This window comes from Paraburkholderia sp., assembly GCF_024281035.1.
Lineage (GTDB): Bacteria > Pseudomonadota > Gammaproteobacteria > Burkholderiales > Burkholderiaceae > Paraburkholderia.
Map to the genome: position 1 here is coordinate 86,905 of NZ_JAMXLH010000078.1, position 12,745 is coordinate 99,649.

General features: G+C 60.5%; 13 protein-coding genes. 6 read left to right on the plus strand and 7 right to left on the minus strand.

Annotation, left to right across the window (positions count from 1 at the left end; genetic code table 11):
* Nucleotides 1-48 precede the first annotated feature (48 nt).
* Nucleotides 49-1,452, minus strand: a complete 1,404-nt coding sequence (locus Q0L30_RS25105; protein WP_296663408.1) for an MFS transporter — start codon at nucleotides 1,450-1,452, stop codon at nucleotides 49-51.
* 509 nt (nucleotides 1,453-1,961) lie between these two features.
* Here Q0L30_RS25105 and Q0L30_RS25110 point away from each other — a divergent pair.
* Nucleotides 1,962-2,387, plus strand: coding sequence for a hypothetical protein (locus Q0L30_RS25110; RefSeq protein ID WP_296663411.1), 426 nt, complete (start codon nucleotides 1,962-1,964; stop codon nucleotides 2,385-2,387).
* Between the two features lie 10 nt (nucleotides 2,388-2,397).
* On the opposite strand, the gene Q0L30_RS25115 is transcribed toward Q0L30_RS25110, so the two are convergent.
* Nucleotides 2,398-2,907 carry a hypothetical protein gene (locus Q0L30_RS25115; RefSeq protein ID WP_296663413.1) on the minus strand — a complete coding sequence of 170 codons (510 nt, stop codon included), beginning with the start codon at nucleotides 2,905-2,907 and terminating at the stop codon, nucleotides 2,398-2,400.
* A 686-nt stretch (nucleotides 2,908-3,593) separates the two neighbouring features.
* On the opposite strand from Q0L30_RS25115, the gene Q0L30_RS25120 reads away from it, so the two are divergent.
* From Q0L30_RS25120 to Q0L30_RS25130, 3 genes are all read left to right on the plus strand, one after another.
* A complete protein-coding gene (locus Q0L30_RS25120; protein WP_296663416.1) occupies nucleotides 3,594-4,757 on the plus strand; it encodes a porin in 1,164 nt (387 codons plus the stop codon).
* A 239-nt stretch (nucleotides 4,758-4,996) separates the two neighbouring features.
* Nucleotides 4,997-5,353, plus strand: a complete 357-nt coding sequence (locus Q0L30_RS25125; RefSeq protein ID WP_296663419.1) for a sugar ABC transporter ATPase — start codon at nucleotides 4,997-4,999, stop codon at nucleotides 5,351-5,353.
* Between the two features lie 154 nt (nucleotides 5,354-5,507).
* Nucleotides 5,508-6,017: a metal-dependent hydrolase gene (locus Q0L30_RS25130; RefSeq protein ID WP_296663422.1), complete on the plus strand. Its 510-nt coding sequence runs from the start codon at nucleotides 5,508-5,510 to the stop codon at nucleotides 6,015-6,017.
* Between the two features lie 223 nt (nucleotides 6,018-6,240).
* On the opposite strand, the gene Q0L30_RS25135 is transcribed toward Q0L30_RS25130, so the two are convergent.
* Both Q0L30_RS25135 and Q0L30_RS25140 read right to left on the minus strand, forming a co-directional pair.
* Nucleotides 6,241-7,740 carry an aldehyde dehydrogenase family protein gene (locus Q0L30_RS25135; RefSeq protein ID WP_296663424.1) on the minus strand — a complete coding sequence of 500 codons (1,500 nt, stop codon included), beginning with the start codon at nucleotides 7,738-7,740 and terminating at the stop codon, nucleotides 6,241-6,243.
* 496 nt (nucleotides 7,741-8,236) lie between these two features.
* Complete coding sequence (locus Q0L30_RS25140; RefSeq protein ID WP_296663426.1) at nucleotides 8,237-9,037, minus strand: alpha/beta hydrolase; 801 nt, start codon at nucleotides 9,035-9,037, stop codon at nucleotides 8,237-8,239.
* A 157-nt stretch (nucleotides 9,038-9,194) separates the two neighbouring features.
* Between Q0L30_RS25140 and Q0L30_RS25145 the strand changes: the two genes are divergently transcribed.
* A complete protein-coding gene (locus Q0L30_RS25145; protein ID WP_296663429.1) occupies nucleotides 9,195-9,980 on the plus strand; it encodes a helix-turn-helix domain-containing protein in 786 nt (261 codons plus the stop codon).
* A 330-nt stretch (nucleotides 9,981-10,310) separates the two neighbouring features.
* Here Q0L30_RS25145 and Q0L30_RS25150 read toward each other — a convergent pair whose 3' ends face one another.
* A complete protein-coding gene (locus Q0L30_RS25150; protein WP_296663435.1) occupies nucleotides 10,311-10,718 on the minus strand; it encodes a hypothetical protein in 408 nt (135 codons plus the stop codon).
* A 124-nt stretch (nucleotides 10,719-10,842) separates the two neighbouring features.
* Here Q0L30_RS25150 and Q0L30_RS25155 point away from each other — a divergent pair, with 124 nt between their 5' ends.
* Nucleotides 10,843-11,556: a helix-turn-helix domain-containing protein gene (locus Q0L30_RS25155; RefSeq protein ID WP_296663436.1), complete on the plus strand. Its 714-nt coding sequence runs from the start codon at nucleotides 10,843-10,845 to the stop codon at nucleotides 11,554-11,556.
* Nucleotides 11,557-11,624: 68 nt separating this feature from the next.
* Here the strand turns inward: Q0L30_RS25155 and Q0L30_RS25160 are convergent, their stop codons facing one another.
* Together Q0L30_RS25160 and Q0L30_RS25165 are read right to left on the minus strand one after the other, a co-directional pair.
* Nucleotides 11,625-12,203, minus strand: coding sequence for an NnrU family protein (locus Q0L30_RS25160; RefSeq protein WP_296663439.1), 579 nt, complete (start codon nucleotides 12,201-12,203; stop codon nucleotides 11,625-11,627).
* A gap of 303 nt (nucleotides 12,204-12,506) precedes the next feature.
* The gene (locus Q0L30_RS25165; RefSeq protein WP_296663703.1) at nucleotides 12,507-12,737 is read right to left on the minus strand and encodes an H-NS histone family protein; all 231 of its coding nucleotides are present in this window, start codon (nucleotides 12,735-12,737) and stop codon (nucleotides 12,507-12,509) included.
* Nucleotides 12,738-12,745: the final 8 nt, after the last annotated feature.

A 12,745-nucleotide genomic window follows, 5' to 3' on the forward strand; every position in this document is an offset into this window, starting at 1 on the left:
TTCACCACCTTCACCACCTTCACCGCTTTGCAGCCGCGCGCTTCGCGCTCAGGCTTGCCCGCGCCGTCCGCGTGCAATTTCGTCGCCCGCATTGGCGGGCATGCGCATCGTCACCGGAATCGAGGCGACGGAGAACAGCCCCACGACGAGGAACGCGGGCCAGAAGTCGGACCAGACGATGGTCGGATGGCCCTGCAACTTGTGAGAGATCTGCAACACGATACCAGCGATAGTCACGCCGAGACCGAGCGACATCTGCTGAATCACGCTCGCGACGCTGGTGGCGCGACCGATGTCCTGCGTCGGGATATCGGCGTACGCGAGCGAATTGAGGCCCGTGAACTGCAGCGACGGAAAGAGACCGCCGAGCAGCACGATCAGCCAGATGAGCCATTGCGGCATCCCCGGAGAGAAGAATCCGCATACAGCGATGGCGCCACCCGCGAGCACTGCGTTGACGATGAGCGTGCGTCGAAAGCCGAACTGTCTCAGCACGCGCGAGACGGCCGTCTTCATGAATATCGAACCGAACGCGGAAGCACAGGTAATTGAGCCCGCAACGAACGCGGTCATGCCAAGTCCTTCCTGCAGCGTGAGCGGCAAAAGAAACGGCACGGCCCCGAGGCCGATGCGAAAGAGCGAGCCGCCCAGGACGCTCGCATTGAAACTTGGAATGCGCAGGAAGCGCAGATCGAGCACGGGCCGCTCGATGCGTTGCGCGTAAAACCAGTAGAGCGTCAGCAGCACGGCGCCGACGATGCACATCGTCACCGCCGCGGCGAATGACGCGAGCGCGCTGCCGACGAGCGACAGCCCGAGCATGAACAGCGAAGCACCACCTGCGGAAAGGATGAATCCCGGCCAGTCGAGCCGGCCAGGATGCGCTTCACGTATGTTCGCGATGTGCCGCTGCGCGAGCCAGATGCCGAACACGCCGATCGGAATGTTGATGAAGAAAATCAGCCGCCAGTGCAGATATGTCGTGATGAACCCGCCGAGCGGCGGTCCAACCACCGGTCCGAGCAGCGCAGGCACGGTGAGATAGTTGACGGCGCGAATGAAGTCCGATTTCGGAAGAGAACGGAAGATGATGATGCGCCCCACCGGCACCATCATCGCCCCGCCAATGCCCTGCACGAAGCGCGCTGCGACAAACATCTCGAGCGATCTCGATGCGGCGCACAACAACGAGCCGGCCATGAAAATGCCGATGGCCGTGCGAAACACGTTGCGCGAGCCGAAACGATCGGCCACCCAGCCACAGATAGGAATGAACACGCCGAGGCCGATCACGTAGCTCGTGACCGCGAGCTTGAGCGTGATGGGATCGTGGCCGAGATCGCGGGCCAACGCCGGCAGCGATGTGACGATGACCGTCCCGTCCACGTTCTCCATGAACATCGCACAGGCGACGATGAGCGGGACGATAAAGGTGCCGAGAGCAAGAGGCATGGGCGGAAACGACAATCAACGCGGCTGAGTGCGACGGGTTCTCATTATGTCATCGTGTTGTGACGAGCGCTTGTGGCCGCAACAATTGGAGCCGCCGATAAAAATGCTAAAACCGCGAAGCGCCGCCACCCTGCATCTGCGGAAATCGAAACGATCGGACAGCCGTCTGCTTCACGTGATGCGTAGCCGGACGCCGCTGCGGCAACGCCTTTTCAGCGGCATGCATCACGTCGTTGCGAAAGTCGACACAGATTTGTCCATTCCACTCATGACAGCGGAATATGCATTTCTTTCACAACGCTTTCATTGCCTGACCTAATCGAATGCGTCGCGCCGAACGGTCAACGCAGGCATCGCGCGGAAGCAGTACGACTAGTGAGGTGCACGAATGGCGAAGTGCCGCGAGCGAAAATGCATGAACACGCGTAAAGTGCAACCCTTCGCGCAGCGACGCGCCCTGCGCCGCCGAGCGCTGCCTGCGCCAGCGCAGGACACTCGCCAGAATTTCGATGAAACGTTCGTACCTCTTAGCCCTTTTGCTCGCGGTTGTGCCGCTCGCTGGCCACGCGGCCGCCCTTGATGAACTGCTGACCTGCAAGAAATCCGCGCACGATTTCGTCTCCGTCCTGATCGGCCAGAAACTGATCGGTTCGGCGCCTTCGAGGGTCGAAACCAATTCGATCAACGTCTTCTGGCCCTCGCATGGCGGGCACATGACGGCCTACGATTTCAGCGTATTCGCGATCGTTGCCTTCCAGCAGGACGATCCGCTCTTCAAGACCGGCAGCGGCAAGCCGATTGCACGATCGGCGTATGGCGCAGTCGTGTTCGGCAGCCAGAGCAAGGTCCAGGCCGCCCTCACCGAAGCCGGCAATAACGCAATCGTCCATCATGCGGGGCCGATGCTGACCGCGATCTTCTGCCAGCAGGATTGACGCCCGAACGCTAGCCGATCCGGCCGAAGCCCCCCTCGGCCCATGCCTCGGCGCACGCCTTGGTTAGCTTGAACGTCGGCGCAACGCGCTGCTGGCCCAGTTGTTCGCCGTAGGCGTCCAGCGCGGTCAGCACGGCATAGGGTTCGTATTCGTCGGGGACGATGTCGAGGGTCACATCGATGTCGCCCGATTCGTGGGGCACACTCACGCGCTTGTGCAGCAATGCATGCAGTTGCTGCTCGTGACGGCGCAGCACCTCCGACGCCGTCTTCACGAGCGTATTGAATGCACCCGTGTCGAGCGGCTTGGGATTCTTCTTGTCGCGCCCCATGGTCCACGGGCCAACCAGCGCGGGCTCGGGCTCGCCGTCCTTGATCATTTCGACGGCCCAGCCATCGTCGTCTTCGTTCTTGATGACGCGTGCCGTCCAGCCGTCCTTGCGCCACAGGCGCGCGTCCTGAATCGCTTCGGGTTCACTGGCCCCGGAGTCGGGGAGCATGGCGGGCAAAGAATCGGTCATGGCGGGTTCGGTCTGGTTCTGCAGGGCCTGCCCGTCGAGGGAGGGCAGGCGCAGGATTTTACCCGCACGCGCGAACGAGCCGTATACGAACGCCCGCAGCGACGCAATCAATGGCTGATCAATATAGTGCGAATGCCCGGGAGAGAATCAGCCAGATTTCATTGTTTGCAACGCTGCGTTGCCCTGGCGATTTAAATGAAATCCGCAAAAAAAAAGCGGCCCGAAGGCCGCGCAAAGACAGATGAAAATAGACCACCCTTGGTCGAGGGGCAAGTAAATTGTAGCGCCACAGCGTGAAGCCACCGAGCCCGCAAACTGGAAGACTACCTTTCACCAATCGGGGTAAATCAAAGGTGAAAATCGGTGTATTCACAACGTCCGTTCGCGGGACATGCAGCCGCAAGCACCTGCAAGCACCTGCAAGCACCCGTAAGCGTCGCACCTGCACAACAAAATAACCATTGACAGCCGATTTCAACACTACCTCGCAACAGAAAAATTGCTTTGTATGCGGCCACTTACGCGAGGCATGCGGGTTTATCACAGTTCCAGGAAAGTATTATTACAACATGCTGCGCAATTTCTCCGGATAGCCCGAATACACTCTGCCCCGAATCGTCAGACTACGAAATCGCCAGCTGTACTGGCGTTCGTGAGATTCCCAGTACTATCCGGAGTAAGAAAGCATGAAAAAAACCCTGATTCTCGCCAGCGTTCTCAGCGCATTCGCCATCAGCGCACAAGCGCAAAGCAGCGTGACCCTGTACGGCTCGCTCGACGCCGGCATCCTCTACGCGAACAACGCTGGCGGCCACAGCCTGTGGCAACAAGGCAGCGGCGCAATGAGCTACAACTACTTCGGCCTGCGCGGCGCTGAAGACCTCGGCGGTGGCCTGAAGGCGATCTTCACGTTGGAAAGCGGCTTCGATCTGAACAGCGGCCGCTACCATAACGGCGACACCGGCTTCAATCGTCAGTCCTACGTCGGCCTGCAAAGCGACAAGTACGGCACGCTGACCCTCGGCCGTCAATACGACTCCGTCGTCGACTACCTGTCGCCGCTGTCCGCAACGGGCTCGGGCTTCGGCAACAACCTCGCCGGCCACCCGTTCGACAACGACAATCTCGCCCAATCGTTCTCGATCAAGAACTCGGCCAAGTACGCAAGCGCAAATTACGCAGGCCTCAAGTTCGGCGGCCTGTACGGCTTCAGCAACGACGCAAACGGCTTCTCGAACGGCCGCGCATGGAGCGTCGGCGCTTCGTACGGCAATGGCCCGCTGAACGTTGCAGCCGCCTACCTGCAGACGAACAACTCGGGCGGCCTCAGCTCGGCAAGCAGCGCGGCATCGGCTGACCAGAACATCTCGGCGCGCCTGCAGCGCACCTACGGCGTTGGCGCGAACTACACGTATGGTCCGGCGAATGTCGGCTTCGTGTGGACGCACTCGCAGATCGACGGTGTCTCGAGCCTCGCGAGCGGCGGCATGTCGCTGCCGGGCCTCAATGGTCTGAACCTGCACCTCGACAACTACGAAATCAACGGCGCGTACCACCTGAGCCCGGCGCTCTCGCTCGTCGGTTCGTACACGTTCACCGACGGCACCGTGACCGGCAACGGCAGCGGCAACGGCTCGCCGAAGTGGCACACCGTCATGGTGGGCACCGACTACCTGCTCAGCAAGCGCACCGACGTGTACCTGACCGGCGTGTACCAGCACACTTCGGGCTCGCTCGGCGAAAACCCGGACGGCAGCGGCATCGCGAACGTCGCGGCAATCAACATGCTGTCGCCGTCGTCGACCAACAACCAGATCGCTGCAACGGTCGGTCTGCGTCACCGCTTCTAAGCCACTGGACGATCGTCCTGCAGCGGGTGTGATCCACCCGGCTGCCTGACCGTCTCGACACGCACATGCGGCACAACCGCATGTGCGTTTTTTTTCGCGTGTTTCCTTTGCGGTGCGTTTGTTTCCTCCACGCGCGGCACCGCGAGCGTAGCGCAGTTGCATCTTCTTACGCCTGCGGGGCCACAAGAGTGCCTATACTTTGTGGTATTCGCCGCTCCAATCTCGATAACGCTCCGCTCATGAACCCGCTCGCTCGACGCATCCTCGCCGCATCGCCTCTCGCCCTCGCCGCCGCCTGCAGCACGACGCCTCCACCCGGCGCTGCTGCAAACGGCGAGCCGATGATCTACGTTTCGTCGACACATTCGGCCTCATCCATCGCGAGTTGCCTCAAAGGACGGCTGCCGCAAATTCACGAATCGAGGGATGGCAACGCGACCGAGCTGAGCGTCGGCTCGCGCTCGAACGAGTCGTATCACGTCACGCTAACGCCTTCCGGCTATGGATCGACGATCCGCGTAATACATGGAAATTCGCGCTCCGACGATCCGCCCGAACCGGAACTGCGATTCGACGTGGCGCGTTGCGCGACCTGAGGTTCGCACACGCAACGCGCGGATCCGGCGGATTCGATCGGCACGGCGGGGCGCTGCGCGAACTGCCGTCGCTGCACGGATCGCCGGTTCGCTCTATCACGACGCCGTCACATCTGCGAAGATTGCGCCCTTTCGACTTCGCGCACATCGCCTCATGGCATCAGGCACCGCACATCACGCGACCGGCTGGGCTGCCGGCGTCATCGCCACGGCCATCGTCACGCACCTGCACGCGGATGGCCCATGGCATCTCTATGCCGCCCTGGCGTTCGTCGGAGGCGTAGCGGGCGGATCGGCGCCCGACTGGCTCGAAGTCGCCTGGTGGAGCAAGAAGCGACGGCTGTGGATCACCCATCGCACGTTGACGCATTGGGGAATCGGCTGGATCGCTCTGCTCGCGTGGTCGTATCACCGGCTTGGCCAACTGCCGGTGGCCGTGCTGACGTTCGGCTTCGCCTGCGGCGGCGTCATGCATCTGTTCGCGGACTGGCCCAATCCGCTCGGCGTGCCGTGGGTCATCCAGCGGCATTCGCTGAACTGGTGGAAAAGCGGGCGTTGCGATCTCATCGTCGTGGCCGCTTCCTGGGTGGCCGCGTGGTTCTTCGCCGTACATGGAATGCCGCATGACTGGCCGCTTGCTCCGTTGCGGCGTTTGATCTCGTGACGCGTCGCGCCAGAATTTGAACTATCGATGCGTGCGCAACGCGCCGCATTGCGCTGCCCTAACACCCGTCGGCATCGGCACGCTCAGGAGCGCGCACCATTGGCCGGTCACTCGGGGAAACAATTCGCACAGGACGAGCACACGCCAAAACCAGATCGCGCGTTGGGCGTGTTCTTCCGGCGTCGCTTAGGACAGCGACGCCGTTTCTGGAAATGAAGCCTGCTCAATCGAGCCTGAAGTCGATCCCCTGTGCCAACGGCAGCGCAGTCGAATAGTTGACGGTGTTGGTGGCACGACGCATGTAACCCTTCCAGGCGTCCGATCCCGACTCGCGCCCACCGCCCGTCTCCTTTTCGCCCCCGAACGCCCCGCCGATTTCCGCGCCGCTCGGCCCGATGTTCACGTTCGCGATGCCGCAATCGCTGCCGGACGCCGATACGAAACGTTCGGCTTCGCGCAGATCGGTGGTGAACACACACGACGACAAACCGTGCGACGCGCGGTTGTGCCCGGCGACGGCCTCATCGAAATCGCGATACTTCATGACGTAGAGGATTGGCGCGAACGTTTCCTTCAGGACAATCTCGCTTTGCCCGGGCATTTCGACCAGGGCCGGCTCCACGTAATAGCCATTCGGCAAGCCATCGACGTTGACCCTACGGCCACCTGTCACCTTGCCGCCCGCCGCCTGTGCCTGCTGCAGCGCAGACTGCATGCGCTCGAAGGATTGCGCGTCGATGAGCGGACCCATCAGCGTACGCGGCTCGAGCGGGTTTCCGATCGGAACCTTGCCGTAAAGCTGCTTGAGGCGGCTTACCGTATCGTCGTACACGCTCTCATGCACAAAAAGCCGCCGCAGCGACGTGCAGCGCTGTCCCGCTGTACCAACGGCTGAAAACAGGATTGCGCGCAGCGTGAGTTCGCGATCGGCACTCGGAGTCACGATGCCGCCATTGTTGCCGCCGAGTTCGAGAATCGCGCGGCCGAAACGCTGCGCCACGGCCACGCCAACCGCGCGGCCCATCTCGGTGCTGCCGGTCGCGCTGACAATCGCTGCACGCGGATCGGCGACCAGCTTCGCACCGACGTCGCGGCCACCCACGACGAGCGAAGCAAGGCCCTCGGGCGCGTCGCCGAATGCTTCGAGCGCATCGGCCATGAGGCGATCGACCGCAAGCGCCGTCAACGGTGTCTTCTCGGACGGCTTCCAGACAACGGCGTCCCCACAGACAAGCGCAAGCGCCGCATTCCAGGACCATACCGCCACCGGGAAATTGAACGCGGAGATGATGGCGCAGACACCCATCGGGTGCCAGCTCTCCGACATGCGATGACCAGGACGCTCGGACGCAATCGTGAGGCCATACAGTTGCCTCGACAAACCGACAGCGAAGTCGCAGATATCGATCATTTCCTGGATTTCACCCAGACCTTCCTGGAGGATCTTTCCGGCCTCGAGCGACACAAGACTGCCGAGCGCCTGCTTATGCTCGCGCAACTGCTCGCCAAGGAGCCGGACAAGTTCCCCGCGTCGCGGCGCGGGAACGTTGCGCCACTTGAGAAACGCCGCGTGCGAACGTGCCATGACGGCGTCGACATCGGCGGGCGACTGGTACGACACACGGCCGATAAGCTCGCCCGAAATCGGCGACCGAACTTCGACGTCGCCGGCGCTGGCCAGTTCAAGGATGCCGAGGTCGGCAAGAATGCGTGATGCGTCCATAGCGTGCCCTTTATTTCCGATAAGAAACTTCCACAGGTTCGCCGACTATACACGCGGCCCAGACCGGCGGCAAGCCGGGAAAGGCCCGACCATGCTACACGGGGCGTTCTGTCTGGAGCATGTGTGCGGTCTCCGAAGGGCGGCCCGTCAGAGGCCGCGTTTTGGTGAGTTTCCTTTCAGAAATTTGTGCACAAGTTCGATTTCCCGGAAAAAGCGCAACGGAACAATCGCGCACAGAAGTTTCGCACTGCACCACGGCCGGAACGGGCAAGCGTTCTTCGCGATCACATACCAACCGCCGTAGCCGCCCTGCCCGGCAGGCGTTTGTGGACACACGCTGCCACAGACGGTCGTCCTTGGTACACGCCGCCACCGCGCCGTCATGCACCCGTTGGCCACCATGGATCGCTGGCCGTCTCTCTGGCCCAGTCGGCGCGGCGCGTCAATACAGCCGTCGCGGTGTCCACCCACAGCAAATTTCTGGTTCTTCACCGAATTAAGGGAAAAGCCACGCGGATCTTGAGGGAAAGCCGGAAACCTCGGCTGAGTCCACGAGGAACGACTCAATAGCTGCGGCAAGAGCGAGCGGTGTCTCGTTCATTGGATAGTGGCCAGCGTTGTGCAAGACCTCAACCGTGGCGCGGGGATATCGCCGTAGATACGTCCTGGCCATCAAACCAAAGTTGAACGTTGAGTCGTGCTCCCCCACCAACACCTTCACCAGGTGTTGTCCACCAATCTCATCGCTGAAATCGGTGTCGACCCATGCATGGAGGTATGCTGCGAACGCTTCTTTGGAGGAGTGCGTTGCCGAGTAATTCGCTTTCCAATTGACCCAGGCTGGCGGCAACCGTCCACCGGTGCTTCGGTCGATGATGATTTTCCGGTTATCCAGGCGCTCCGCGGCTTCTTCGAGTAGACGCCGCGTCGTGAAATCGCAGGAAATGCCACCGCAAGGAACGGGTGCAATAGCAACGAGTGCCCGTACCCGCTCGGGAACACGTGCTGCAATTCGCTCGATTGCCATGCCACCCATCGAGTGACCGATCAAGCTGAAAGAATCAAATCCGAGAACATCGGCAAGCGTCAATGCATCTGAAGCGATCTCGTCGATCGTGTACGCGCCGTGCGTTTCTCGCATTCCGCCGTAACCGCGATAATCCATAAACACGTAACTGAATGCGTGACCAGACAGCCAGGGTTCAATCTGTTCGAACGAGTGCGCATCTCCGAACCAGCCGTGTAGAACGAGAACGGGATGAGGTCCATTCCCCACGCGATGAAACGTATTGGGCATATCGATTCCGATGTGAGTGAGATGTGGTCTTCATCCGACGTGACGCGCACCTGGCCGCCGACTGCCTTGCCGCGCCACACGTCGGATGTCGCACAGCGTAAATTGATCGATTGAGGCCCGCCTTCTACAATGGGTCATTTGCTGTATAAATCGGGCCATGCGAGATACCCTGGTAGATCCCTTCGAAGACATCCCGCGTAGCGTGGTCGTGACGGCGAACAATTACGCGCCCGGTTTATCGTTTCCAGTACACGCCCATCGACGGGGACAGTTCGCATTCGCCTCACGCGGTACGATCAGCGTGGCCACGCGAGAAGGCCGATGGCTTGTGCCACCGCAGCGAGCCTGTTGGGTGCCCGCTGGCGTCACCCACGAGATGACGATGCGCGGCCCAGTTACGATGCTCAACGCTTTCGTGTCACAGGAACAAGCTCAAGCCGAGCAACTCCCAGCCCATTGCGGTGTTTACGGCGTTTCGGCGCTTCTCAGGCAATTGCTGGAAGACGCTATCGATTTGCCGGCCATGTATGACATTGATGGGCGCGCAGGCAAGCTGATGAACCTGCTTGTCGCGGAGATAGCGTCAATGCCGAGCCTCTCCCTCCATGCACCGCTGCCACGCGATTCCCGTCTCGCACACGCGTGCCAGCGGCTGTTTGATACGCCATCGATTGCTGTCGGGCTTGACGCAATGGCCACCGAAGTTGGAATGAGTCGGCGAACATTTACCCGGCTTTTCCGGCATCAGACTGGCGTGAGTTTCGCGGAGTGGCGTCAACAGGTTTGCTTACTCGCGGCTATTGAACGTTTGAGCGAGGGCCAACCCGTGACTCGGATTGCATTGGATCTTGGCTATGCAAGTCCAAGCGCATTTTCATCTGCATTTCGCCGAGTGCTCGGCGAAACGCCGAGCCAGTATTTAGAGGCACGTCGAATGGCCTGAGGAAAAAGCTGTTCGATATCGGTTCCATGAACCTTGCCGATCTGCGAGATGAAACGCGCTCGCACTCACCCCGCGGATCGGCGAAGAAGTAAATTCTCTCGTTGCCTGACTTCTGCGGCGCCAATGTTTCTTATCGCGCAAAAAGCACCGCGTATCGCGCGTTTTCAAGCAGCCTTTGCGAACAGAAAGGCCGCACCTGCCCCGAAAATCGCGGACGCGCGTCTCATTGCAACCGTAACGAATGACGTTTTGAGATCAAAAAAAAATCGGGCGTTGCGAACGCGACAACGCCCCAACTAAACGGGTCGATAGAGGACGCGCGTGCAGACATCAGGCTCCCTCTCTGAACTCGGAACACGCAACCCGGTAGCCTACGATCAATCCAGCATCGTAGGCCGATTCCAGCGCGCGCCCGACATCCTCCGCGCTTACCATGCGAACGTCGCGTGCATCCTCGCCCGTCGACTCGAAGCTTTCGATTCCGAGCGTCTTGCGCGAGATGGCCAACAGCAATTCGAGGCGTTCGTCGTACATTGATTTCCCCCAGTGATCCTTATCATTCGACAAAGATCGCGCACAGGTTATCCCCATCCATCGCGTGACATTCAGACGCATCGATGCCCCACCCCAAAAATAGCCTTGCCGCAACGCATCAACGTTCAATTCAAGATCCGGATCGAAATCTGGATAGTGTCGGCGCGAATTTGCCAAGGAGTATAAAAACGCATTCGCATTCAAGCTCCAGTTCCCCGCTCAGCGCCCCGCGGCAAAAAACGTTAGCCGAACGGCCGAGGTTTCCGAAAGTCAGCGGTTTGATATGATCGGAAACACCGTCCCCATCACGCTTTCTGATGCTCCTGTCATGGACACCCTGCTCAACCAACCCGCCGGTTCACCGACTATCGACCTTGGGCGCCGCGTTCGCGCCGCGCGAGTCGCACACGACCTGACGCTCGATAGCGCAAGCCGCCTGTGCGGCGTGTCGCGCTCCACGCTCTCGAAAATCGAAAATGGCCTCATGTCGCCCACCTTCGACGTTCTGCAGAAGATCGTCGTCGGCCTGAAGATCGATCTGGGCGAGCTGTTCGGCCCGGTACCGAAGCACAATGTCGGAGGCCGGCGCGCACTCACGCGACGTGGCGCCGGTCAGCGGCACGCTTATCGCGGCTACCAGATGGAATTGCTCGCCACGGATCTGGCTCACAAGGCGATGCTGCCGTTCCGCATCCGCATCACTGCGCACTCGCTCGACGCATTCGACGACTGGGGGCGGCACGACGGCGAAGAGTTTCTCTACGTGATCAGCGGCAGCGTGTGTCTCCACTCGGAGCTTTACGCGCCCACAAACCTCGAAGCTGGTGACAGCCTCTATTTCGACAGCCGCACAGGACACGCCGCCATTTCCACGAGCAAGGAAGACGCCGAAGTCTTATGGATGGCTACGAGCGGGGCAGCACCCGGCGCTGCACAGGAAGCGCCGCCGGAAGCGAAGCGCACGCGCGCTAAATCGACGAATTCAACGACTTCAACGAATTCGACGAAAGCGAAAGTGAAAGCGAAAAAAACCGCCGGGTAAGCGCGATCTGCACGGACTGGTGGACGCGCTGTCGCGCCACTACCGCATGCGTTCTCGGGAATCAGGACTCAGCCGAGCGGGCGCACGCCGATCAGCAGTCCATGCAACCAGAAGGCAAACACGCCCCACGCAACGAGACCGATCACGACGACCAGTACGTCACGCGATGCAACGCCCTGCGGATACACCACGCCCGCCTCGCGATCGTGGCGCCGTTCGCTCCGTAAATCGAGCAGCGCCCACACGAGAAACACACCAAACAGCACGATGTCGTTGCGCGTCCCGTTCGCCAGCAAATGCGCGAATGCCCAAAGCGCGACGCCGCAAAGGAATGGGTGGCCGAGCACAGACTTGAAATGATTGCCGCGCACAAAGGGGGCAACGAGCAGGATGAACGCAATCGCCATGAGGAGCGCCGTGACGTGAGCCATCCAGAAAGGCGGCACCCACACCAGCACGGGGTTGTGGCGCGCAAGTCCGTAGCCATAGACGGTCACCACGATACCCGCGATCGAGAGCACAGCAAATGCGCTGCGCCAGCCGTAGGCGCCGAATCGCTCGATTTGCGCGGCGCGCCACGGTCTCGCAACCATGCGAACAGAATGCACGCCAATAAAGAGAATCAGCCCCAATACCAACACCGCCATTACAGCCTCCTTGCTTTGTGCAGAAACGGAATGTCAGGCATTAGCGCGCCGCTCAGTGGCACGGTCCGTCGTTACTTTCAAAAAGGGCGGCGGCCATGTAATGCTTTATCGGCACAGCTCGCAATGCAGAATTGTGCAGCACGCAAATAATCTGCCTATATCACGTGCATGAGTATTTTAAGATTTCACCGAAGACAATATCAAACAGAAGACAGGCGATATTCGCCTCTGGGGCACAGTAACGCCGGGTAATCGCGTGCGCATGACTCGCTCCGCACCGCACCGCACCGCGCGACGGCCCTGTCAGCAGCGGAAATGCTCGATATTCTGCCCTGCGTGAATGGCACGCAGGAGCCATGCCGGCATTTCCCCTTGACCATTCCAGGTATTGCCATAGGCATCGCAATACTTCGGTTGCCTTGCGCTTTCGGCAAGCGCCGTTTCAAGATCTTCGAGCGTAATGCCGTACTCGTCCATGCGGCGTCTAATCCACACGATGAGCCGTTCGCGCGCCTCTCCATCGGGGTCGAACATTGAGTAAT

Excerpts from the sequence above, each read along its gene's own strand:
- Q0L30_RS25165 (WP_296663703.1), bottom strand. The coding sequence starts at position 12,737 with ATGTTCGACCCCGATGGAGAGGCGCGCGAACGGCTCATCGTGTGGATT.
- Q0L30_RS25160 (WP_296663439.1), bottom strand. The coding sequence starts at position 12,203 with ATGGCGGTGTTGGTATTGGGGCTGATTCTCTTTATTGGCGTGCATTCT.
- Q0L30_RS25155 (WP_296663436.1), top strand. The coding sequence starts at position 10,843 with ATGGACACCCTGCTCAACCAACCCGCCGGTTCACCGACTATCGACCTT.
- Q0L30_RS25110 (WP_296663411.1), top strand. The coding sequence starts at position 1,962 with ATGAAACGTTCGTACCTCTTAGCCCTTTTGCTCGCGGTTGTGCCGCTC.
- Q0L30_RS25135 (WP_296663424.1), bottom strand. The coding sequence starts at position 7,740 with ATGGACGCATCACGCATTCTTGCCGACCTCGGCATCCTTGAACTGGCC.
- Q0L30_RS25115 (WP_296663413.1), bottom strand. The coding sequence starts at position 2,907 with ATGACCGATTCTTTGCCCGCCATGCTCCCCGACTCCGGGGCCAGTGAA.
- Q0L30_RS25140 (WP_296663426.1), bottom strand. The coding sequence starts at position 9,037 with ATGCCCAATACGTTTCATCGCGTGGGGAATGGACCTCATCCCGTTCTC.
- Q0L30_RS25145 (WP_296663429.1), top strand. The coding sequence starts at position 9,195 with ATGCGAGATACCCTGGTAGATCCCTTCGAAGACATCCCGCGTAGCGTG.
- Q0L30_RS25105 (WP_296663408.1), bottom strand. The coding sequence starts at position 1,452 with ATGCCTCTTGCTCTCGGCACCTTTATCGTCCCGCTCATCGTCGCCTGT.
- Q0L30_RS25120 (WP_296663416.1), top strand. The coding sequence starts at position 3,594 with ATGAAAAAAACCCTGATTCTCGCCAGCGTTCTCAGCGCATTCGCCATC.
- Q0L30_RS25130 (WP_296663422.1), top strand. The coding sequence starts at position 5,508 with ATGGCATCAGGCACCGCACATCACGCGACCGGCTGGGCTGCCGGCGTC.
- Q0L30_RS25125 (WP_296663419.1), top strand. The coding sequence starts at position 4,997 with ATGAACCCGCTCGCTCGACGCATCCTCGCCGCATCGCCTCTCGCCCTC.